This is a genomic window from Actinomadura mexicana (assembly GCF_900188105.1).
GTDB lineage: Bacteria > Actinomycetota > Actinomycetes > Streptosporangiales > Streptosporangiaceae > Spirillospora > Spirillospora mexicana.
In genome coordinates, this window is sequence record NZ_FZNP01000012.1 from 1 (window position 1) to 22097 (window position 22097).

Sequence of the window (22097 nt, forward strand, 5' to 3'; positions counted from 1 at the left end):
CAACGCCTCCTGCGGGAACCGCGACTCCTCATCCACCTCCGCCGCGAAAGGAGCGATCTTGGCCTCGGCCAGCTCACGCACCGAACGCCGCAGCAACTCATGCTCCTCAGACGGCGCGTACGTGGGAAAATCAGTACTCATGGCGCCGATGCTACCGGCCGGTAGGCAAGGGTGGCGGGCGCGGGTACCCGCCCGCGGCGGGCACGTGTCCAGTAGGGCCGCTAGTCGGCGACAGCGAACGGAGAGGAGCATGCCTTGTCCCACCGGCTGACGGTCATCGGAACCGGTTACCTCGGCGCGACCCACGCGGCGTGCATGGCCGACCTGGGCTTCGAGGTACTGGCTCTCGACGTGGACGAGGAGAAGATCGCGCGGCTCTCGGCCGGCGACCTGCCCGTGTACGAGCCGGGGCTCGAACCCGTGCTGCGCAGGGGGCTGGAGACCGGGCGGCTGCGCTTCACCACGTCCTACGAGGAGGTCGCGGAGTTCGGCGACGTCCACTTCCTGTGCGTGGGGACCCCGCAGAAGGCCGGGGAGTACGCGGCCGACCTGACCTACGTCGACGGCGCGATCGCGTCGCTGGCCCCGCTGCTGGAGCGGCCCTGCCTGATCGTCGGCAAGTCGACCGTGCCGGTGGGGACGGCCGCGCGGCTCGGCGAGGCGCTCGCCAAGGCGGCCCCGGCGGGCGGGGACGCCGTGCTCGCGTGGAACCCCGAGTTCCTGCGCGAGGGCTTCGCCGTCCAGGACACCATGCACCCCGACCGGATCGTGGTCGGGCTGCCCGCCGAGCAGGGCGCCGCCGAGCACGCCGAGAAGGTGCTCCGCGAGGTCTACCGGACGATGATCGCCGAAGGGACGCCCTTCATCACCGCCGACTTCCCCACCGCCGAGCTGGTCAAGGTGTCGGCGAACGCGTTCCTCGCCACCAAGATCTCGTTCATCAACGCGATGGCGGAGGTGTGCGAGGCCGCCCACGCGGACGTGACGAAGCTCTCGGAGGCGCTGTCCTACGACGACCGGATCGGCGGCAAGTTCCTCGGCCCGGGGCTGGGGTTCGGCGGCGGCTGCCTGCCGAAGGACATCCGGGCCTTCATGGCCCGGGCGGGCGAGCTCGGCGCCGACCAGGCGCTGAGCTTCCTGCGCGAGGTCGACGAGATCAACATCCGGCGCCGGATCCGGATGGTGGACCTCGCCCGGCAGCTGCTCGGCGGCTCCTTCGCCGGGCGGACGGTCGGCGTCCTCGGCGCCGCGTTCAAGCCGAACTCCGACGACGTGCGCGACTCCCCCGCACTGGACGTGGCCGCCTCCATCCGCGCCCAGGGCGCCAGGGTGACCGTCTACGACCCGCAGGCCATGCGCAACGCGCGCCGCGCCCAGCCGACGCTGGAGTACGGCGAGTCGGCGATGTCGGCCGTCCAGGACGCGCACGCCGTCCTGCTGCTGACCGAGTGGGCGGAGTTCCGGGACATGGACCCGGCCACGGTCGCCGAGGCCGTGGCGGAGCGCAACATCGTGGACGGGCGCAACGCGCTCGACCCCGAGCTGTGGCGCGCGGCCGGGTGGAACTACCGGGCCCTCGGGCGCCCCTGACGCGGAACTAAAGCGGCCGCGGGCGGTGTTGTGGCGGCATGAGCGCTGACTTCGCCGACCAGGCCGTGATCCGCCGCCTGCTGAACGAGTCGAGGACGTGGGCCTTCGTCGGGCTGGGGGACAACCCGGCCCGGGAGGTCCACAGCCAGGCCCGGCTGATGCAGCAGCGCGGGAAGCGGATCATCCCCGTCCACCCCGAGGCGCGGGAGGTGCTCGGCGAGAAGGGGTACGCCTCCCTCGCCGACGTCCCGGACGCCGCCGAGGTGGACGTGGTGGGCGTCTACCGCCGCGCCGAGCACGCCGGGCAGGCGGTGGACGAGGCGATCGCGGCGGGCGCGAAGGCGGTGTGGCTGCCGCTCCAGGTGGTCGACGAGGCGGCGGCCCGGCGCGCCAGGGACGCCGGGCTCGACGTCGTCATGGACCGCTGCCCCGCCGTCGAGTGGGCCCTGCGGCGCTGACCGGTCCCGCGGCGCCTGCCGGCCCGGCGGCGGGCGCCGCTCAGAGCCGCTCTCGGAGCCGCTCTCAGAGCCGCTCTCAGAGCCGCTCTCGGAGCCGCGCGCCCTTCGCCTTGGCCTGTCCGTAGAGGTCCTGCTGGAACACCGTCATCTTGGCCCGCAGGTCGTCGTCGGAGGCGGCCAGGATCCGGACGGCCAGCAGCCCGGCGTTGCGGGCCGCGCCGACCGCCACCGTGGCGACCGGGACGCCCGCGGGCATCTGCACGATCGACAGCAGCGAGTCCATCCCGTCCAGGTACTTCAGCGGGACGGGCACGCCGATCACCGGCAGCGGCGTCACCGAGGCCAGCATGCCCGGCAGGTGCGCGGCGCCGCCCGCCCCCGCGATGATCACGCGGAGGCCGCGGGCGGCCGCGCCCTCCCCGTAGGCGATCATGTCGTGCGGCATGCGGTGCGCGGACACCACGTCGGCCTCGTAGGGGACGCCGAACTCGTCGAGCGCCCTGGCTGCGGCCTCCATGACGGGCCAGTCCGAGTCGCTCCCCATCACCACGCCGACGACCGGGTCGCTCACGCGCGCCTCCCCTCGAACTCGCTCACTGATGCTCTTTCATCGCGGGGCCCCAGCGCAGGTAGTCGGCGGCGTGCCGGGCGCGCTCGCGGACCTCGGCCAGGTCGGCGCCGAGCGCGGTCACATGGCCGATCTTGCGTCCCGGACGGGACGCCTTGCCGTACATGTGCACCTTGACGCCCGGGTCGTGGGCCATCACGTGGATGTAGCGGGGGTAGACGTCCGGGTCGTCGCCGCCGAGGACGTTGGCCATCACCGTGTAGGGGGCGGTGGGCTCGGTGGAGCCGAGCGGCAGGTCCAGGACGGCCCGCAGGTGCTGCTCGAACTGCGACGTCCGGGCGCCCTCGATCGTCCAGTGCCCGGAGTTGTGCGGGCGCATGGCCAGCTCGTTCACCAGCAGGCCGGCGCCGGTCTCGAAGAGCTCGACGGCGAGGAGGCCGACGACGCCCAGCTCGTCCGCGACGCGCAGGGCGAGGCTCTGCGCCTCGGTGGAGAGGTCCTTCGACAGGCCGGGGGCGGGCGAGATCACCTCGGTGCAGATCCCGCCCTCCTGGACGGTCTCCACGATCGGGTAGGCGGCGCCCTGCCCGTACGGGGAGCGCGCGACGAGCGCGGCCAGCTCGCGGCCGAAGGCGACGTGCTGCTCCACCATCAGGTCGACGCCCTCGGCCTGCAGCCGGTCGGCGACCCGGGCCTCCTCAAGGTCGCCGACGACCCACACGCCCTTGCCGTCGTAGCCGCCGCGCGTGGACTTCAGGACCAGCGGCCAGCCGTGCTCGCGGCCGAACGCCTCCAGGAACGCCCGCGGCTCCGGCGACGGGACGGGCGCGTAGGCGGGGCAGGGAACGCCGAGCTCGCTCAGGCGTTCGCGCATGACGAGCTTGTCCTGGGCGTGCGCGAGGGCGGCCGACCCGGGCCGGCACGGGACGCCCGCGGCCTCCAGCTTCTGGATGTGCGGCCCCGGGACGTGCTCGTGGTCGAACGTCACCACGTCGCAGCCCTGGGCGAAGGCCAGCAGGTCGTCGAGGGCGCGGTCGTTGCCGACCCGCACGTCCGAGACGACCACCGCCGCCGACTCGTCCGGCGCCCCGGCGAGCACGCGCAGCGGAACGCCGAGCGCGATCGCGGCCTGCTGGGTCATCCTTGCGAGCTGCCCTCCGCCCGCCATCCCGACCACGGGCATCTCACGAACCTTCACGCCGAAAGGCTATCGGGCGGGCGGGCGAACGAATCACGCGGCGTCCGCGTCGAAGGTGCGTGGGGGTCGAAATGCGTGGGATCGTCGACGGTGTGTGGGGAGCTCGGCAATGGGCACGGAACGGGGCGTGAGCGTGAAACGTTCATGTTCCGCCGTCCCGGGAGGCACGGGCGTCTATCCTCGTGGTGCCTCCCCCGCAGTCGCCGGCCGCCGGCCGCGCCCCAAAGTGCAAGCCTGGAAGGACGGTTTCCCTTCGTGAGCCTGGTCGCCAAGATCCACCGGCGTTTCGCGCACCTCGTGCGGGAACTGGCCCAGTTCGGCAGCGTGGGCGCCATCGCGTTCGTCATCACGTTCGCGATCGGCAACGGCCTGCACACCGGACTGGGGGTGGGCCCGCTGACGTCCAACGGCGTCGCCACGGTGATCGCGACGACGTTCTCCTACCTGGCCAACCGCTACTGGACGTTCCGGCACCGCGACCGCACCGGCATCGGCCGCGAGTACGTGCTGTTCTTCGCGCTGAACGGCGTCGGCCTGGTGATCACCGAGCTGTTCCTCGGCTTCTCGCACTACGTCCTCGGGCTGGACGGCGCCGTGTTCTTCAACATCGCGCTGATCGTCGGCACCGGGGTGGCGACGCTGTTCCGCTTCTGGTCCTACAAGAAGTGGGTGTTCCTGCCGGCGAGCGCCCCGCACGTCGACCCGGCGTCCGGACTGCCCGAGGCCCCCGCGGGCGAGCCCGCCGCCGAGGGCCCCGGCGCGACCCGCGCCCCCGCCCCGGGCCCCGCGCCCCGGCTCCCGCGCCCCCTCGACCGCACCGCCGAGGACTACGCCGAGATCTGACCGGCACCCGGCCGGTTCTCAGGCGGGGCCCATGACCACGCGTTCGGCGGCCAGCCGGACCTCGGCGGCCTGGCGCAGGAAGACCCCGAACACCGCGGGACGCGACTGGATCAGCTCCAGGCGTCCGCCGTCCACCACCGCCAGGGAGCGGGCCAGGTAGAGGCCGAGGCCGGTGCCGCGGCCCCCGGAGACGCTGCGCTCGAAGATGCGGGGCTCCAGCTCCGACGGGATGCCCTCGCCCTCGTCGCCGACCTCCAGCACCACCGAGCTCGCACCCGGCTTGGTGTGGATGGTCACCGTGCCGGCGCCGTGCGTCAGCGAGTTCTCCAGAAGCGTGGCGACGATCTGGGAGAGGCCCTCGGGGTGGGTCATGCCGACGAGGCCCTGCTCGCCGATGATCCGCACGTCCCGGCCGGCCTTGCGGAAGCTCGGCCGCCACTCCTCGACCTGCTGGGCGATGATCTCGTCGATCGGGGACGGCACGGCGCCGCCGGTCCGGTCGTGCCGGGCGCGGGCGAGCAGCTGCTCGACGACCGCGACGAGCCGCTCGGCCTGCGCGACCGCCGCCGCGCCCTCCTCCCGGACGACGTCGGGGTAGTCGGCCGCCTCGATCATCTCCTCCAGCCGCATGGACAGCGCGGTCAGCGGGGTGCGGAGCTGGTGGCTGGCGTCGGCCGCGAACTCGCGGCTGGCGACCAGCAGGTCGGTGATGCGGACGGCGCTGCGGTCCAGCACCTCGGCGACCCGGTCGACCTCGGGGATGCCGTAGCGGCGCGGGCGCGGCCGGGCGTTGCCGCTGCCGAGCCGGTCGGCGGTCTCGGCGAGGTCGACCAGCGGCAGCGTCAGCCTGCGGGCCTGCACCATCGCCAGGCCGACCGTGACGGCCACGCCGAGCAGGGCCAGGCTGCCGACGAGCAGGAGCAGCCGCAGCGCGGCGTCGCGGACCTGCGCCTCCGGGCGCGACACCCGCACCCTGACCCGGCCGTGCACCGCCGTCGCCGCCAGGACGCGCCCGCGCCGCTGCGGCCCGGCGGTGAGCGTCCGGCCGTCCGGCAGCGTGATCGAGACGTGCCGGCCCGGGTACTCCCGGGCGAGGACCGCCGGGGTCACCGGCTGGCGCGCCTCCAGGCTGTAGCCGACGCCGCCGGCGATGGAGGACGCCTCCCGGTCGAGCGACCGGCCGGCCTCCTCGTAGACGAGCTTGTGCGCGGCGTAGGCGAGGGGTATGCCGAGCAGGAGCAGCGCGACCACCGCCACCGCGAGCGTCGACAGGAGCAGTCGGCGCCTCATCAGGGCTCCTTCGAGGGTGGGGCCGCGGATCGTGCGGCACGCGCCCCGGGGGCCTCTCGGGAAGGCCCCCGGCGTCCCGCCCGACCGCGGCGGCCGGTGCTAGTCGCCGCGCTCGAACCGGAAGCCGACGCCCCGCACCGTGGTGATGTAGCGGGGACTGCCGGCGTCGTCGCCGAGCTTGCGGCGCAGCCAGGAAATATGCATGTCGAGGGTCTTGGTGGAACCCCACCAGTTGGTGTCCCACACCTCGCGCATGATCTGTTCGCGGGTCACGACCTTGCCCGCGTCCCGCACGAGGACGCGCAGCAGGTCGAACTCCTTGGTGGTGAGCTGCAGCTCCTGCTCGCCCATCCAGGCGCGGCGCGACTCGGCGTCGATCCGCACCCCCTGGACGATCGGAGTCTCGGTGCTGCCCCGGCGCAGCAGAGCGCGCACCCGCGCGAGCAGCTCGGCGAGCCGGAACGGCTTGGTCACGTAGTCGTCGGCGCCCGCGTCCAGCCCGACGACGGTGTCGACCTCGTCGGCGCGGGCGGTGAGGATCAGGATGGGCACGCCATGCCCCTCGGCCCGCACCCGGCGGGCCACCTCAAGGCCGTCCAGCTCGGGAAGGCCGAGATCGAGGACGATCAGGTCCACGCCGCCCCCGAGCGCCCTCTCCAGCGCCTGCGGGCCGTCGGGGCTGACTTCGACGGTGTACCCCTCGCGACGCAGCGCGCGGGCGAGAGGCTCGGAGATGGACGTGTCGTCCTCGGCGAGCAGTACTGAGGTCATGAACCGATCGTATGACCAATCTTGACCTTTGCTGGGCTACCGCCGCGCTCTTGACCTGCGGTTTGCCACTCGTAGTACATCGACGAACACCCCTTTTCGGGTGTGATCGGGATGTAGGCCGTATCATGCCCGCAGTGCGGGGGGCCCGGCCAGGTCGAGCACCGCGACCGAGGCGCCGGGCAGCACGACCGATGCCGTTCCGGAATCGCCGAGACCGACCGGGTCAAGGCGAATTGCCGGATCCGACGCGAGCAGCAGCCCGGGGGCGGCCTCGCCGGGACCGGGCACCGGAACCAGGACGGGCCGGTCACCGAGGTTCGCCGCCACCCACACCGAGCCGCGCCGCACGGTCAGCCGGCGCGCCGCGACACCATCCGCCCCGCCGCCCGTCTCGACCGTCGTCGCGGTCAGCCGGGGGTCGTTCAGCTCGGGCCGCGAGCGCCGCAGCGCGATCAGGTCGCGGTGCCATCCGAGCAGGTCGGCGTGCGGCGGCCGGTCCGGCTCGGCCCAGTCGAGGACGGACCGGCGGAACGTGTCCACAGCCTGTGGATCGGGGACCTCGCCGCTCCAGCCGTGCCGGGAGAACTCGCGCCGCCGTCCTTCGCTGACCGCGCGCGCCAGTTCGGGGTCCTGATGGTCGGTGAAGTAGCACCACGGGGTCGTCGCGCCCCATTCCTCGCCCATGAAGAGCATGGGCGTGAAAGGCGCGAGCAGGAGCAGCGCCGCGCCGACTTTGAGCAGGCCGGGGGACGGCAGAAGGGCGCCGATGCGGTCGCCCGCAGCGCGGTTGCCCACCTGGTCGTGGTTCTGCAGGAAACCGAGGAATCTGTGTGCGGGCGTCTCCCGGACATTCACCGGTCGGCCGTGGTGCCGCCCCCGGTAGGTCGACATGGTTCCGTCGTGCACGAACGCTTTGGTGAAAGCCTTCTCCAGCGTTTCCAGAGAGCCGAAGTCGCAGTAGTAGCCCTGCCTCTCGCCGGTGAGCGCGGCGTGCAGGGCGTGGTGGAAGTCGTCGCTCCACTGGGCGTCCAAGCCGTACCCGCCCGCTTCTCTGGACGTCACCAGGCGCGGGTCGTTCAGGTCCGATTCGGCGATGAGGAACAGTTCCCGGCCAAGGTGAGCCGAAAGCGCCGCCACGGCGCGTCCCATCTCTTCCAGGAGGTGGACCGCGCCGTGGTCGGTGATGGCATGGACGGCGTCGAGGCGCAGCCCGTCGAAGTGGTGGTCGCGCAACCACATCAGCGCGTTCTGGACGACGAACGCGCGGACCTCGTCCGAACCTTCCTGGTCGAAGTTCACTGCGTCGCCCCAGGGAGTGGCATGGGCGCTCGTGAAGTACGGGCCGAAGCTTCCCAGACGATTTCCGTCCGGCCCCAGGTGGTTGTAGACGACGTCCAGGACGACGGCCAGACCGCGCGCATGGGCGGCGTCCACGAAACGCTTCAGACCGTCCGGGCCGCCGTAGGGCTCATGCGGCGCCCAAAGGTGGACACCGTCGTAACCCCAGCCGTGATCGCCGGGGAAGGACGCGACCGGCAGCAGTTCCACGGCGTCTATGCCGAGCGCCACCAGGTGGTCGAGACGCTCGATCGCCGCGTCGAACGTCCCCTCGGGCGTGAACGTGCCCACGTGCATCTCGTACAGGACGCTGCCGGCCAGCGGGCGGCCGTGCCAGTGCTGGTCGGTCCAGGCGAACCGTCCATGGTCGTAGACGCGGCTCTGCCCGTGCACGCCGTTGGGCTGCCAGGGCGAACGGGGGTCGGGCAGTACTTCGTCCGCCTCGTCCAGGACGAACCCGTAGTCGGTCCCATGGGAGGCGTCCGCGACGTCGGCCTCCCACCATCCGGACGGCCCCGATGCGGAAGACCGCGCCCGCATGGCGAACCGGACGCCGCCGGCCTCGACGTCCACGCGGCCGGCGGCCGGGGCCCAGACCTCGAAACGGGTGCTCACCGATCGATCTCCCGGGGGACGAGCAGCGCGACGGGAAGGTGCTCGAACACGCGCGAGACCTCCAGGATCGGGCCCATGTGGGTGCAGCCGGTCAGGACGTCCCGCCAGCCCTGGCGGCGGACGTCCACGCGCGTTCCCTTCCAGCCGCCGCGGCGTTCCAGGCCCACGGGAAGCCGGGTGGCGAGCGCGACGGCCTCGCCCCGGGCGAACCCCACGACGTGCTCCGCCGCGGGCCCGCGCGCGGCGACCGGCTCGTGCCGGGAACCGGGACCGAACCACTCGGGATGGGACCGGCGCAGCCGCAGCGCCCGGGACGTGAGCAGCAGCTTCTCGTCGTCCACTTCCTTCGGCTGCCGCCCGGTGTCGAGCCGGAACAGGTGCTCGCGGCGCCGCCCGTAGTCGACCGGCCGCCGGTTGTCGGGGTCGACCAGTGACAGGCCCGTCATCTCGCAGCCCTGGTAGACGTCGGGGACGCCCGGCATCGCCAGCTGGACGAGCTTCTGCCCGAGCGTGTTCACGCGCGCGTACGGGGCCAGCTTCGCGACGAACGACGTCATGTCGGTCACCAGGTCCGGATCGGCCAGGACGCCGCGCGCGTACTCCAGGACGGCCTCCTCGTAGCCGGGATCCGGTTCGGCCCAGGAAGTGCGCGTCTTGGCCTCGCGCATCGCCTTGGTGAGGAACTCCTCCAGCCGTCCGATGGTGAGCGGCCACGCACCGACGAGCGTCTGCCAGAACAGGTATTCCAGGTCCGGCTCCAAGGGTGATGCGCCGGGACCCCAGTTCCGCCACCGCTCCACCGATTCGGCCCACTCGGCGGGCAGTTCCGACAGCACCGCCAGCCAGGCGCGCACGTCCTCCTCGCGCTTGGTGTCGTGTGTGGACAGCGTCGTCATCGTCAACGGCCAGTCGCGGGCAAGCCGTATGCAGAACGAGTGGAAGTCCGCCTGGCCGACGCTGAACCGCCCTGGCGCACCACCGACCTCGTTCAGCGCGGCCATGCGGTTCCACCGGTAGAACGCCGTGTCCTCCACGCCCTTGGCGGCCAGCGGGGACGACGTCTGCTGGAACCGCACGATGAACTCGGCGTCGGTGCGCTCACCGCGTCCGAGGGCCAGATCCACGATGACCTCGAGGTCGCCGTGCATGTCCTCCGGCAGGTGCGCGCGCGCACGGCGGGCGGCCTCGTTCACGACGTCCACGGCCTGCTGGGGCGCGTCCTCCCCGGGCACGACGTACGCGCGGTAGACGGGCATGGCGACCAGCAGTTCGACCAGAGCCCGTTCCAGGCCGGGACGGCGCTCGCCCACGACCCGGTCGAGGACGCGCTGGAGCCGCCCGATCTCGGGCGTGAGGCTGTGCGTGGCGGCGTGCATCCGGGCGTCGCGCTCGACCTCCTCGAAGTCGGCGGGATTGCCGGTGAGCGACACGTAGTAGTCGGTCAGCGGCTTCTCCCCGGCGGGATCGAGGAACAGCCCGCCGACCATGCCGAGCGCGTCGTAGCCGGTGGTGCCCGCGCACGGCCAGTCCGGCGGCAGCCGCTCCTCCCCCTCGGTGATCTTCTCGACGAGCAGCCAGCGGTCCGGGGCGGCCTCGGCGAGCCACCGCAGGTAGCCGCGCGGGTCGGCGAGCCCGTCGGGATGGTCGACGCGCAGCCCGTCCACCATGCGGTCCCGGAGCAGGCTCAGCAGCAGCGCGTGCGTGCGCTCGAAGACCTCCGCCTCCTCCTGCCGCAGCCCGATCAGGCCGGAGATGTCGAAGAAGCGCCGGTAGTTGGGATCGCCCTCGCCGGGCGGCACGATCCGCCCGCCGCCCGCCTCCCAGTCGATGTCGAACCACCCGGCGAAGCGCGACCGCGGCCCCTCCGCCAGGACGTCCGCGAACGGCAGGTTCAGCTCGGCCGGCTCCGGGATCGCCATGTGGTTCGGGACGACGTCCACCAGCACCCGCAGCCCGTGCGCCCGGAACCGGGTCACCATGGCGCCGAACGCCTCGGGCCCGCCCAGCTCCTCCGAAAGCCGGGCGTGGTCGACGACGTCGTAGCCGTGCGTGGAGCCCGGCGCGGCCTGCAGGACCGGGGAGAGGTAGACGTGCGACACGCCGAGAGCCGCCAGGTAGGGGGCCAGCGCCGCGGCGTCGGCGAAGCCGAAGTGCTCCTCGGGCGTCCCGCGGAGCTGGAGGCGGTAGGTGCCGGTCGGCGGCGCGGCGAGGGCGTCCTCCTCCGGAACGCCCCTGTCCACGAGTTCGGATGTCTCCGCCCGTTCGGGCCTGTGGTCCTCGGACACGGTTTCCTCGGGGGGTTCGGCGACGGGGGGCGGTTCCTCGGGGACGGGCTCGGCCTGGATGCCGCCGTCCGCCGGCGCGCCGTCCGTCCGGATGTCCTCGTCCATCTGCGTATCCCTGCCTCAGACCCGGCGCATGACCTGGACGGAGCGGGCGGCGACCGGCACGTTCTCGCGGGACTTCACGACGGGCGACTCCTCCTCGGCGAGCAGCGGATCTGCGGTGTCGAGCACTTTTACCCACATCTGCCCGTACAGCACGGGCGGAAGCGCGAACGCCAGGTCCCCGTCGTGGGCGTTGACGAGCAGCAGGAACGAGGCGTCCCTGACCTGCCGTCCGCGCCGGTCCGGTTCGCCTATCGCGTCGCCGTTCAGGAACACGGTCAGCGACTTGTTGAAGCCGGCGGACCAGTCCCGGCCGGTCATCTCCGCCCCGCCGGGCGTGAACCAGACGAGGTCGGGCAGGTCCTCGGGCCCCGCGCCCGCGCGGGTGCGCCTGGAGCCGTCGCCGCCGCCGCGGAAGAAGCGGCGCCGCCGGAACACCGGATGCTCGGTGCGCAGCGCGGACAGGCGGCGGACGAAGTCGAGCAGCGGGCCGCGCTCGTCGAAGAACGTGTCGTCGCGCAGGCCCGTCCAGTCGACCCAGGACAGCTCGGTGTCCTGGCAGTAGGCGTTGTTGTTGCCCCCCTGCGTCCGGCCCATCTCGTCGCCGTGCAGGAGCATCGGCACGCCCTGCGACAGGAACAGCGTGGTCAGGAAGTTGCGCTTCTGCCGCTCGCGCAGCGAGATGATGTCCAGGTCGTCCGTCGCGCCCTCGTGGCCGCAGTTCCAGGACCGGTTGTCGTCGGTGCCGTCCCGGTTGCCCTCCCCGTTGGCCTCGTTGTGCTTGCCGTCGTAGGAGACGAGGTCGTGCAGCGTGAAGCCGTCATGGCAGGTCACGAAGTTGATCGAGGCGATGGGGCGGCGGCCGTCGTCGGCGTACAGGTCCGAGGAGCCCGTCAGCCGGGAGGCGAAGTCGGGCAGCGTGCCCGGCTGCCCGCGCCAGTAGTCGCGCGTCGTGTCGCGGTACTGGCCGTTCCACTCCGTCCACAGCGGCGGGAAGTTGCCGACCTGGTAGCCGCCCTCCCCCACGTCCCACGGCTCGGCGATCAGCTTGACCTGCGAGACCACCGGGTCCTGCTGGACGAGGTCGAAGAACGCCGACAGCCGGTCCACCGCGTGCAGCTCGCGGGCCAGCGTGGCGGCGAGGTCGAAGCGGAACCCGTCCACGTGCATCTCGGTCACCCAGAACCGCAGCGAGTCCATGATCAGTTGCAGCACGTGGGGGCTGCGCATCAGCAGGCTGTTGCCGGTGCCCGTGGTGTCCATGTAGTAGCGGGCGTCGTCCTCGGTGAGCCGGTAGTACGAGGCGTTGTCGATCCCGCGGAACGACAGCGTCGGCCCGAGGTGGTTGCCCTCGGCGGTGTGGTTGTAGACGACGTCCAGGATCACCTCGATCCCGGCCTCGTGCAGCGACTTCACCATCGCCTTGAACTCCAGCACCTGCTCGCCCCGGTGCCCGGACGAGGAGTACTCGTTGTGCGGCGCGAAGAAGCCGATGGTGTTGTAGCCCCAGTAGTTGCGCAGCCCGCGGCCGATCAGCGCGTCGTCGTGGACGAACTGGTGGACGGGCATCAGCTCGACCGCCGTCACCCCGATCGAGCGCAGATGATCGGTGATCACCGGATGGCCGAGCGCCGCGTACGTGCCGCGCATCGCCGGCGGGATGTCCGGATGCCGGGCGGTGAGCCCCTTGACGTGCGCCTCGTAGATCACCGTCTCGTGGTACGGGGTGCGGGGCGGGCGGTCGTCCCCCCAGTCGAAGTACGGGCTGACCACCACCGACCGCATGGTGTGGCGCGCCGAGTCGGCGTCGTTGCGCGACCAGGGGTCGCCGAAGTTGTACCCGAAGCACGCCTCGTCCCAGTCGACCTGCCCCTCGACGGCCTGCGCGTACGGGTCGAGCAGCAGCTTCGCGGGGTTGCAGCGCAGGCCGCGCGGCGGATCGTAGGGGCCGTGCACGCGGAACCCGTAGCGGCGTCCCGGCATGACGCCCGGCAGGTAGCCGTGCCACACGAAGGCGTCCACCTCCGGCAGCGTCAGCCGCGTCTCCTCGCCGTCGCCCGCCGGTCCGTCGAAAAGGCACAGCTCCACCTTCTCGGCCACCTCGGAGAAGACGGCGAAGTTCGTTCCAGCGCCGTCGAACCGGGCCCCCAGGGGGTAGGCGTCACCCGGCCAAACCTGAGCCAATTGTTCCGCCCTTCGTCGGGTGCGGCGCCGGCGCCCGAGCGCGCACGTTCCGGGGGCCGCACCCCCGAAGCTCTTCCCCCTGGGGGATGGATCACACCGATCGGGACCCCACTGGCCAGAACGGACATCCGTGGGTTACGTTAGGGGAGCCTTACCTTAATGAGGGCGCCCTTACCGGCGCTGGTGGGGCACGCTGCGAAGAGGACGAGCCGCACGGAAGGTCTCCCACCGGAATGTACGTCTGCATCTGCAACGCCGTCACAGAGGACGACGTTCACGGCTGCATGGCGAGTGGTTGCACGACCGCCAAGGCCGTCAAGGCGGCCTGCGGCTTCAAGCCGGGCTGCGGGCTGTGCACCAAGCGCATCCACACGATGGTCAGCGAGTACCGCGCCTCCGCCACCCTGGCGGACGCCCTGGCCGGCGGCCCGCACGCCCTGGCGGCCGTCCCCGACGCGCCCCTCGCCGGCCCGCCGCTCCCGGAGCCCGCGCAGGTCATGCGCGAGACCGCCGGCAGCGGCCCCGCCTCCTCGACCGCCGCCTGAGCAGACCCCATCCTTACTGTCCGTTTCCATATGGGAACGCACTGTGTGTGATTAGGTACTGTCCCGGATCCACTCCGGCATGGAAGCATGGGGCCATGGAAGGCGACAACGACATCATTGCTCTGCTGAACGAGCAGCTCACCGCCGAGCTCACGGCGATCAACCAGTACTTCCTGCACGCGAAGATGCAGGAGAACTGGGGATTCACCCGCATCGCCAAGCACACCCGCGACGAGTCCTTCGACGAGATGCGGCACGCGGAGCGGCTCACCGACCGGATCCTGTTCCTGGAGGGCCTGCCGAACTACCAGAAGCTCGGCACCCTGCGCATCGGGCAGACCATCGTCGAGCAGCTCAAGGCGGACCTGGAGGTCGAGATGGAGGCCGTGGCCCGGCTCCGGCCCGGCATCGAGCTCATGCGCTCGCGCGGCGACGTCACCTCCGCCCGGATCTTCGAGGAGATCCTCGCCGACGAGGAGGAGCACATCGACTACCTGGAGACCGAGCTGAGCCTCGTCCAGGCCCTCGGCGAGCAGAACTACCTGCAGCGCCTCACCGGCTCGCCCGGCGAGGGCGGTCCGAGCCCCGTCTGAGCCCTACGTCGCCCGCCCACCGCTCCTGCGCAGCACGTACGGCTGGACGATGCCGAGGCCGCGCACGGGGCGCTTGACGATCCGCGTGACCTCGTAGCCCGGCGCCTTCTCCAGGCGCGCCGCCAGCTCGGCGTCGATCACCACCGCGCCCGGCCGGGCGAGGGAGGTGAGCCGGGCCGCGAGGTTCACGGTCGTGCCGAACACGTCGCCCATCAGCGGCAGGACGGGCCCGTGGGCGACGCCGACCCGCACGTCCGGGACCTCGGTCTCGTCCTGGATCGCCGCCGCCACCGTCAGCGCGATCTCCGCGCCGATCTCCGGCGTCCCCGCGCTGAACAGCACCTCGTCGCCGAGCGTCTTCACCAGCCGGCCCCCGCAGGAGGCGATGATGTCGGCGGCGGTCTCCTCGAACCACTCCACCACGCGGGCCAGCTCGATCTCCTCCAGCTCCCGGCTGACCTGGGTGAAGGAGACCATGTCCGCGAACCCGACCGTGGTCATCGGCCGGCCCGCGGAATCGCCGTTCTCCCGGCTCGCCGCCGCGGCGAGCGCCCGCGTCCCCGCGGCCGCGAGCTGCCGCCGCCAGGCGTGCAGCACCAGCGGCTCGAAGTCGCCGATGTGCTTCTCGGCGATGTCCACCACCGTGTCCACCGCCTGCGCGGACGGCGTCTCGGTCGGATCCTGCGTCAGCATGCTGCGCAGCAGGTTGACCTGCCACTCGGCGAGTTTGGTCATGGTCTGGCCGAACGCCCTGACCAGCCGGATCACACCGTCCTCGTCCAAAATCCCGTCGTCGACGAGACTGCGGAGCTTGTTCAGCGCCGCCACGTCGCCCTCGGTGTAGGCGATCGTCTCGTCCGGCATCGACGGGTAGCCGAAAGCCCGCCAGACCCGGCCGGCGAAGTCCCGGGACACCCCGGACCGGCGGACCGCCTCCCCGCGGTTGTACCGCAGCTCGCCCCCGAGCAGGAGCTCTTCGATCTCCTTCGGATCCGGCAATCCGGCCGCCATCATCCGCCCCTCAGTCCGCAGCCGCCGTGGGCCGTGGCGGCGGCGTCGTGCATCGGTACCCGCACATATCGTCGCAGATCAGCATCAACGTCAACGGCCGGATGCCGGATCGTCCCGTCTCGTTCACCGGACGTGCACCACATCGCCCGCACTGACCGCCGTGTCGCCGTCCGGTCCGGCCACCACGAGCCGCCCCGCCTCGTCCACGTCCCGCGCCGTCCCGGCCAGCCGCCCGCCGCCGGGCATCTCCACCCGCACCTCGCGGCCGAGGGTCGCGCACAGGTCCCGGTACGCGGTGCGCAGCCCGCTGCTCTCCGGATCGCCGCCGAGCGCCGTCCACTCCTGGTACCAGGTGCCGAACTCGCGCAGGATCGCGCGCAGCAGCGGCGCCCGGTCGCTGAGCGGCGCGCCCTCGATCGCGAGGGACGTCGCGGTCGGCACCGGCAGCTCCTCCTCGCTCAGCCCCACGTTCAGCCCGACCCCGACCACGAGCCCGCCGTCGACCATCTCGGCGAGGATCCCGGCGATCTTGCGGTCCCCGACCAGCACGTCGTTCGGCCACTTGAGGCGGACGTCCACCGCGGTGTCGCCGGCCTCGCCCCCGTCGCCGCCGTCGCCGAGGAACCCCTCGCCGGCCTGCGACCAGGCGGTCATCCGCCGGAGGGCGGTGGCGACCGCGACGCCCGTCAGCAGCGACGCCCACGCGAACCGCGCCACGGGCAGCCGGGGGCGCAGCAGCACCGAGAACGTCAGCCCCGACCGCGGCGGCGCCGTCCAGGTCCGCCCGAGCCGCCCCCGGCCCGCCGTCTGCAGCTCGGTGACCAGCACGGTCCCCTCCTGCGCGCCCTCGCGCGCCCGTTCCGCGAGGTCGGCGTTGGTGGACCCGGTCTCCTCGACCACGCGGACGTCCCGCCACAGCCCGCCCTCCCGCACGAGCGCGCGCCGCAGCGCCGCCTCGTGCAACGGCGGCCGGCCGAGATCCCCATACCGTGAGTCGCTCACACCACCAATCCAACCCCATGACGTTCTCGATCTTGGGACCGGCGTCCGGCCGCGGCGGCCGCGCTCGTTAGGGTGCCCCCATGGATGGTGTGACGCTGCGGCGCGACGGGCACGTCGCGGAGATCGTGCTGGACCGCCCCGAAGCCCTCAACGCCCTGTCGACCGCGATGGCCCGCCGCCTCGCGGCCGTGTGCGCCGAGGTCGCGGCCGACGCCTCGGTCCGCGCGGTCGTCCTCGGCGCCGCCGGGGAGAAGGCGTTCTGCGTGGGCGCCGACCTCAAGGAGCGGGGCGCGATGACCGACGAGGAGATCCTCGCGCAGCGCCCCGTCTTCCGCGCCGCGTTCGGCGGCGTCCTGAACCTCCCGCAGCCGGTCGTCGCGGCCGTGCACGGCTACGCCCTCGGCGGCGGCTGCGAGTTCGCGCTGTCCGCCGACATCGTCGTCGCGGACGAGTCGGCCGTGTTCGGCCTCCCCGAGGTGGGCGTCGGCCTCGTCCCCGGCGGCGGCGGAACCCAGCTCGCCCTACGCCGCCTCGGCCCCGGCAAGGCCGCCGACCTGGTCTTCACCGGCCGCCGCCTCCGCATCGAGGAGGCCCTCGCCTACGGCCTCGCCGACCGCCGGGTCCCCGCCGGCACCGCCCGCGAGGAGGCCCTCGGCATCGCCGAAGTGATCGCCCGCAACTCCCCCACCGCCGTCCGCGCCGCCAAGCGCGCCATGCGCCTCGGCGGCGGCACCGCCCTGGACGCCGCCCTCGACCTCGAAGAGAACGCCTGGCGCACGGCCGCCTTCTCCGCCGACCGCCGCGAAGGCATCGCCGCCTTCAACGAAAAGCGCAAACCAGTCTGGCCTTCCTAGCCCAGGGGGGCGACCCCCTGGAACCCCCGTCACGGGGGTGCTAGGGCTGGACGGGGGTTTGTTTGGTCATGTGGACCACGGTGCGGCCGGCTATGCCTTCGCGGGTCGTCTCCTGGTAGCCGAGGCGCTCGTAGAGGGCGATGTTCTGGGTCATCAGCTCGTTGGTGTAGAGGCGCAGGCGGGGCAGGGCCAGGGTGCGGGCGCGGTCCTCGGCGAACGCCAGGAGGGTGCGGCCGATGCCCCGGCCGTGGCGGTCGGGGGCGACGGCGACGTTCTCCACCAGCAGGGCGCTGTCCTCGGGGATGAGGACGATCAGGCCGTCCGGGCCGGGGCCGGTCACGAAGACCTGTCCGGCACCGATCAGCGCCGCGTAGTCGGCGTCCATGGGGATCGGGCGCGCGCCGATGATCTCGGCCCAGGGGGTGTAGGCCGCCTCGACGATCTCCTCGACGCGGGGGCGGTCCGCCGGGACGGCAGGTCTGATCATCGTCATCCCGTGTTCTGGAGCCCGGCGGCGACGCCGTTGACCGACAGCAGGAGCAGGTCCTCCAGGTGGGCGCGCTCCGCGTCGTCGTGCACGCCGGCGCGCAGCACCTTCAAGGCTCGCAGCTGCAGGTGGGAGAGCGCGTCCACGTAGGGGTTGCGGAGCTCGACCGCGCGGGAGAGGACTTTGCGGTTCTCCAGGAGGCGGTCGTGGCCGGTGACCGCCAGGACGAGGCGGCGGGTGCGGTCGTACTCGGTCAGGACCGTCTCGGAGAGCTCGGGGCGCCCGCCGAGGTCCAGGTAGCGCTCGGCGATCGCGCGGTCGGACTTGGCGAGGCTCATCTCGGCGTTGTCGAGGAGGGTGTTGAACAGCGGCCACGCCTCGTAGGCCTCGCGCAGCTCGGCGAGGTCGCGGCCGTCGTCGGAGACGGCGGCGAGGCCGCTGCCGAGCCCGTACCAGCCGGGGAGGTTGACGCGGGTCTGCGTCCAGGCGAACACCCACGGGATGGCGCGCAGGTCCTCCAGGCCGCGGGCGGCCTTGCGGCGGGCCGGGCGGGAGCCGATGCGCAGCTGGGCGATCTCCTCCAGGGGGCTGACCCGGGCGAACCAGACGGCGAAGTCCTCGGTCTCGATGAGGGCTCGGAACGCGGCCCTGGCCGCCTCGCTGATCTTGTCGGCGAGGGGGCGGAAGCGGGCGGCGGCCTCGCGGGCGCGGTCCTGGACGGCGTCGGTCGAGGCGAGCAGGACGGCGCTGGTGACCTGCTCGACGTGCCGCTTGGCGATCTCGGCGTGGCCGTAGCGGGCGAAGATGACCTCGCCCTGCTCGGTGACCTTGAAGCGGCCCGCGACCGAGCCCGGCGCCTGCGCGAGGATCGCCCGGTTGGCGGGCCCGCCGCCGCGGCCGAGGGAGCCGCCGCGACCGTGGAACAGCGTGAGCCTGACGTCGCCCCGGGCCGCCCACGCGGCGAGGGCCTCCTGCGTGTCGTACAGCCGCAGGGTGGCGCTGGTCGGGCCGAGCTGCTTGGCGGAGTCGGAGTAGCCGAGCATGACCTCCAGGCGGCGGCCGGTGTCCTCCAGGCGGCGCCGGACGGCCGGGATCTCCAGCATCCCGTCGAGGACGGACGGCGCGCGCTCCAGGTCCTCGCCCGTCTCGAACAGCGGGATCACGTCCAGGACGGGCGCGCCGTCGCCGAGGGTCTCGGCGAGGGCGTGCACGTTGGCGATGTCGTCGGCGGAGCGGGTGAAGGAGACGATGTAGCGGTGGCAGGCGCGGACGCCGAACCGCTGCTGGATCCAGGCGATGACCCGGAGCGTCTCCAGGATCTCCTCGGTCATCTCCGAGCGCGGACCTCCGGAGCGGACCTCGGCGAGGGCCTTCTCGTGCAGCTCGGAGTGCTGGCGGATCTCCAGCTCGGCGAGGTGGAAGCCGAACGTCTCGACCTGCCAGACGAGATGCTGGACGCGCCCGTAGGCCTGCCGGGGGGCGCCCGCGGCGGCGAGGGAGTCCTGCACGGTGCGCAGGTCGGCGAGCAGCTCCTCCGGGGAGGCGTAGGCGAGGTCGGCGTCGCGCTCGCGGGTCGCGGAGATGCGGGCGGCGGCGTGCAGGAGGAACCGGCGGTGCGGCTCGCCGGGCGAGCGCTTGGCCGTCTCCCCGACCAGCCGCGGGTGGGCGGTGCGGGCGGCGGCGAGGGCGTTCAGCAGGTCGCCGGACGCGGGGGTGGTCGACTCGTGGACGGTCAGCTCCCGGCCGATCCGGGCGCACGCCGCCTCCAGGGCGCGCAGCACGTGGTCCGCCTGGATCATGACGGCGTCCCGGGTGACCTGCGCGGTGACGTAGGGGTTGCCGTCGCGGTCGCCGCCGATCCAGCTGCCGAACCGCAGGTACGGGCGGACCTTCGGCGGGCGGGCACCGAGGGTCTCGCCGGCGGCGTCGCCCTCCAGGGCGCGGTCCAGGGACCGGTAGACGTGCGGGACGACCCGGAAGATCGTCTCGTCGAACGCGGCCATCGCGGTGCGGACCTCGTCCAGCGGGTCCATCTGCGAGACCCGGCGCAGCGCGGTCCGCCACAGCAGGTCGATCTCCTCGCGGAGGCTGCGCTCGGTCTCCTCGCGCTCGCTCGCGCCGGGGTCGCCGTTCAGCCGGGCCAGCAGGTCGCTGATCCGCTGGATGGCGGTGACGACCGCGCGGCGGCGGGCCTCGGTGGGGTGCGCGGTGAAGACCGGCCGGAACTCCAGGCCCCGGGCGACCGCGTCGAGCCGTCCGTCGCCCGCGGCGCGGATCTCCTCGACCGCGGCGGCCACGGACCCGGCGACGGTGCCCCCGGTGTCACGTTCCCGCAGCGTCCGGATGCGGTGGTGCTCCTCGGCCAGGTTCGTCAGGTGGAAGTACACGGTGAACGCGCGGGCGACCTGCCCGGCGCGCTCGGGCGACCAGCCGTCGACGAGGGCGGCGACCTCGTCCCCGCCCGTCTCGCCGCGGCGGGCCGCGATCACCGCATGGCGGAGCCGCTCGACGTCGTCCAGAAGCCCCTGGCCGCCGTACTCCACGAGGGAGTCGCCGAGCATGGCGCCGAGCAGCCGCACGTCGCGGCGCAGCGGTTCGGGCATGTCCTGCCGGAGGATGTCTCGCGTCTTCGTAGCCACCCGCCCAAGGGTAACGAGAGGCCGCGAGGCCCCTTCCCACCGGGCCGCGCCTCCCCCCCGGGCCCGCGTCCGTCCCGGTCAGCGGGCCCCGGCCGCGACCGCGGCATCAGCGGGCGGTTACCCTGGCGCGCATGGCGATGGAAGCCCCTGAACCCCCGGTGGACTACGACGTCCACACCACGGCGGGAAAGATCGCGGACCTGGAACGGCGCCGTTACGAGGCGGTGCACGCCGGCTCGGCGCGTGCCGTGGAGAAGCAGCACGCCAAGGGCAAGATGACGGCCCGGGAGCGGATCGACGCGCTCCTGGACCCCGGCTCGTTCGTCGAGTTCGACGAGATGGCGCGGCACCGCTCCACCAACTTCGGGATGGAGAAGAACCGCCCCTACGGCGACGGCGTCGTCACCGGGTACGGCACGGTGGACGGACGTCCCGTCGCGGTCTTCAGCCAGGACTTCACCGTCTCCGGCGGCTCCCTCGGGGAGGTCTTCGGCGAGAAGATCTGCAAGGTCATGGACCACGCGGTCACGACCGGCTGCCCGGTGATCGGCATCAACGACTCCGGCGGCGCGCGGATCCAGGAGGGCGTGGTCGCGCTCGGCCTGTACGCGGAGATCTTCAAGCGGAACGTGCACGCCTCCGGCGTCATCCCGCAGATCTCGCTGGTCATGGGGCCTTGCGCGGGCGGGGCCGTGTACTCCCCCGCGATCACCGACTTCATCGTCATGGTGGACCGGACGTCCCACATGTTCATCACCGGGCCGGACGTCATCAAGACGGTCACCGGCGAGGAGGTGACCATGGAGGAGCTCGGCGGCGCCCACTCGCACAACGCGCGCTCCGGGGTCGCCCACTACCAGGGGTCGGACGAGGACGACGCGATCGAGTACGTCAAGGCGCTGCTGTCGTACCTGCCGTCGAACAACCTGTCCGACGCGCCCGCGTTCGACGTGCCCGTCGACCCGTCGGAGGTGGACGAGGAGCTCGACTCCCTCATCCCCGACTCGCCGAACCAGCCCTACGACATGCACACCGCCATCGAGCACGTGCTGGACGACGGCGAGTTCCTGGAGGTCCAGGCGCTGTACGCGCCCAACATCATCGTCGGGTTCGGCCGGGTCGAGGGCCACTCGGTCGGCATCGTCGCCAACCAGCCGATGCAGTTCGCCGGGACGCTCGACATCGACGCCTCCGAGAAGGCCGCCCGGTTCGTCCGGACCTGCGACGCCTTCAACATCCCGGTGCTGACGTTCGTGGACGTCCCCGGCTTCCTGCCCGGCACCGACCAGGAGTGGAACGGGATCATCCGGCGCGGCGCGAAGCTGCTGTACGCCTACGCCGAGGCCACCGTCCCGCTCGTCACGATCATCACCCGCAAGGCCTACGGCGGCGCCTACGACGTCATGGGGTCCAAGCACCTCGGCGCCGACATCAACCTGGCGTGGCCGACCGCGCAGATCGCCGTGATGGGCGCCCAGGGCGCGGTGAACATCCTGTACCGGCGCGAGCTGGCCGCCGCCGACGACCCCGACGCCCGCCGCGCCGAGCTGATCACCGAGTACGAGGACGCGCTCGCCAACCCCTACATCGCGGCGGAGCGCGGCTACGTCGACAACGTGATCAAGCCGTCCGAGACGCGCGGGCAGGTGGTGCGGGCGCTGCGGGCACTGCGGGAGAAGCGCAAGACGCTCCCGCCCAAGAAGCATGGGAACATCCCGCTCTAG

19 protein-coding genes are annotated in these 22097 nt (G+C 72.5%); 7 read left to right on the forward strand and 12 right to left on the reverse strand.

All coding sequences use genetic code 11. The features are described from left to right. The coding region (locus CHC11_RS43960) for an acyl-CoA dehydrogenase family protein (RefSeq protein ID WP_425427349.1) at positions 1-252 on the reverse strand (252 nt) is incomplete at its 3' end. A gap of 3 nt (positions 253-255) precedes the next feature. Here CHC11_RS43960 and CHC11_RS27665 point away from each other — a divergent pair. Both CHC11_RS27665 and CHC11_RS27670 read left to right on the forward strand, forming a co-directional pair. Continuing rightward, positions 256-1590: a UDP-glucose dehydrogenase family protein gene (locus tag CHC11_RS27665; RefSeq protein ID WP_089314780.1), complete on the forward strand. Its 1335-nt coding sequence runs from the start codon at positions 256-258 to the stop codon at positions 1588-1590. Positions 1591-1628: 38 nt separating this feature from the next. Beyond that, the gene (locus CHC11_RS27670; RefSeq protein ID WP_089314781.1) at positions 1629-2048 is read left to right on the forward strand and encodes a CoA-binding protein; all 420 of its coding nucleotides are present in this window, start codon (positions 1629-1631) and stop codon (positions 2046-2048) included. 76 nt (positions 2049-2124) lie between these two features. Here the strand turns inward: CHC11_RS27670 and purE are convergent, their stop codons facing one another. After that, the gene (gene purE / locus CHC11_RS27675; RefSeq protein WP_089314976.1) at positions 2125-2592 is read right to left on the reverse strand and encodes a 5-(carboxyamino)imidazole ribonucleotide mutase; all 468 of its coding nucleotides are present in this window, start codon (positions 2590-2592) and stop codon (positions 2125-2127) included. Between the two features lie 49 nt (positions 2593-2641). Then, positions 2642-3799 (reverse strand): 5-(carboxyamino)imidazole ribonucleotide synthase, encoded by a 1158-nt coding sequence (locus CHC11_RS27680; RefSeq protein ID WP_089314782.1) that lies wholly within the window; start codon positions 3797-3799, stop codon positions 2642-2644. Positions 3800-4069: 270 nt separating this feature from the next. Between CHC11_RS27680 and CHC11_RS27685 the strand changes: the two genes are divergently transcribed. Beyond that, positions 4070-4657, forward strand: a complete 588-nt coding sequence (locus CHC11_RS27685; protein ID WP_245919857.1) for a GtrA family protein — start codon at positions 4070-4072, stop codon at positions 4655-4657. An 18-nt stretch (positions 4658-4675) separates the two neighbouring features. On the opposite strand, the gene CHC11_RS27690 is transcribed toward CHC11_RS27685, so the two are convergent. From CHC11_RS27690 to glgX, 5 genes are all read right to left on the reverse strand, one after another. Continuing rightward, positions 4676-5947, reverse strand: a complete 1272-nt coding sequence (locus CHC11_RS27690) for an ATP-binding protein (RefSeq protein WP_089314784.1) — start codon at positions 5945-5947, stop codon at positions 4676-4678. Positions 5948-6046: 99 nt separating this feature from the next. Further along, entirely contained in the window at positions 6047-6718 is a 672-nt protein-coding gene (locus tag CHC11_RS27695) for a response regulator transcription factor (protein WP_026402549.1), read from the reverse strand. Positions 6719-6841: 123 nt separating this feature from the next. After that, positions 6842-8671, reverse strand: a complete 1830-nt coding sequence (gene treZ, locus CHC11_RS27700; protein WP_089314785.1) for a malto-oligosyltrehalose trehalohydrolase — start codon at positions 8669-8671, stop codon at positions 6842-6844. Then, positions 8668-11061, reverse strand: coding sequence for a malto-oligosyltrehalose synthase (treY, locus tag CHC11_RS27705; RefSeq protein WP_089314786.1), 2394 nt, complete (start codon positions 11059-11061; stop codon positions 8668-8670). Before treY ends, treZ begins: the two co-directional genes overlap by 4 nt. Before the next feature lie 15 nt (positions 11062-11076). Next, positions 11077-13242, reverse strand: a complete 2166-nt coding sequence (gene glgX, locus CHC11_RS27710) for a glycogen debranching protein GlgX (protein WP_089314787.1) — start codon at positions 13240-13242, stop codon at positions 11077-11079. A 233-nt stretch (positions 13243-13475) separates the two neighbouring features. Between glgX and CHC11_RS40615 the strand changes: the two genes are divergently transcribed. Both CHC11_RS40615 and bfr read left to right on the forward strand, forming a co-directional pair. Next, a complete protein-coding gene (locus CHC11_RS40615) occupies positions 13476-13787 on the forward strand; it encodes a (2Fe-2S)-binding protein (protein WP_143227347.1) in 312 nt (103 codons plus the stop codon). A gap of 95 nt (positions 13788-13882) precedes the next feature. Beyond that, positions 13883-14380, forward strand: a complete 498-nt coding sequence (bfr, locus tag CHC11_RS27720; RefSeq protein WP_089314788.1) for a bacterioferritin — start codon at positions 13883-13885, stop codon at positions 14378-14380. A 3-nt stretch (positions 14381-14383) separates the two neighbouring features. On the opposite strand, the gene CHC11_RS27725 is transcribed toward bfr, so the two are convergent. Both CHC11_RS27725 and CHC11_RS27730 read right to left on the reverse strand, forming a co-directional pair. After that, positions 14384-15391, reverse strand: coding sequence for an adenylate/guanylate cyclase domain-containing protein (locus CHC11_RS27725; protein ID WP_089314977.1), 1008 nt, complete (start codon positions 15389-15391; stop codon positions 14384-14386). Positions 15392-15514: 123 nt separating this feature from the next. Continuing rightward, entirely contained in the window at positions 15515-16393 is an 879-nt protein-coding gene (locus CHC11_RS27730) for a biotin--[acetyl-CoA-carboxylase] ligase (RefSeq protein WP_089314789.1), read from the reverse strand. A gap of 80 nt (positions 16394-16473) precedes the next feature. Here CHC11_RS27730 and CHC11_RS27735 point away from each other — a divergent pair, with 80 nt between their 5' ends. After that, on the forward strand, positions 16474-17247 hold the full coding sequence (locus CHC11_RS27735; RefSeq protein WP_089314790.1) for an enoyl-CoA hydratase/isomerase family protein: 774 nt from the start codon (positions 16474-16476) through the stop codon (positions 17245-17247). Between the two features lie 40 nt (positions 17248-17287). Here the strand turns inward: CHC11_RS27735 and CHC11_RS27740 are convergent, their stop codons facing one another. Then, positions 17288-17734: a GNAT family N-acetyltransferase gene (locus tag CHC11_RS27740; protein WP_089314791.1), complete on the reverse strand. Its 447-nt coding sequence runs from the start codon at positions 17732-17734 to the stop codon at positions 17288-17290. A 2-nt stretch (positions 17735-17736) separates the two neighbouring features. After that, positions 17737-20337 carry a phosphoenolpyruvate carboxylase gene (locus CHC11_RS27745; protein WP_089314792.1) on the reverse strand — a complete coding sequence of 867 codons (2601 nt, stop codon included), beginning with the start codon at positions 20335-20337 and terminating at the stop codon, positions 17737-17739. A 167-nt stretch (positions 20338-20504) separates the two neighbouring features. Between CHC11_RS27745 and CHC11_RS27750 the strand changes: the two genes are divergently transcribed. Further along, positions 20505-22097, forward strand: coding sequence for an acyl-CoA carboxylase subunit beta (locus tag CHC11_RS27750; RefSeq protein WP_218826278.1), 1593 nt, complete (start codon positions 20505-20507; stop codon positions 22095-22097).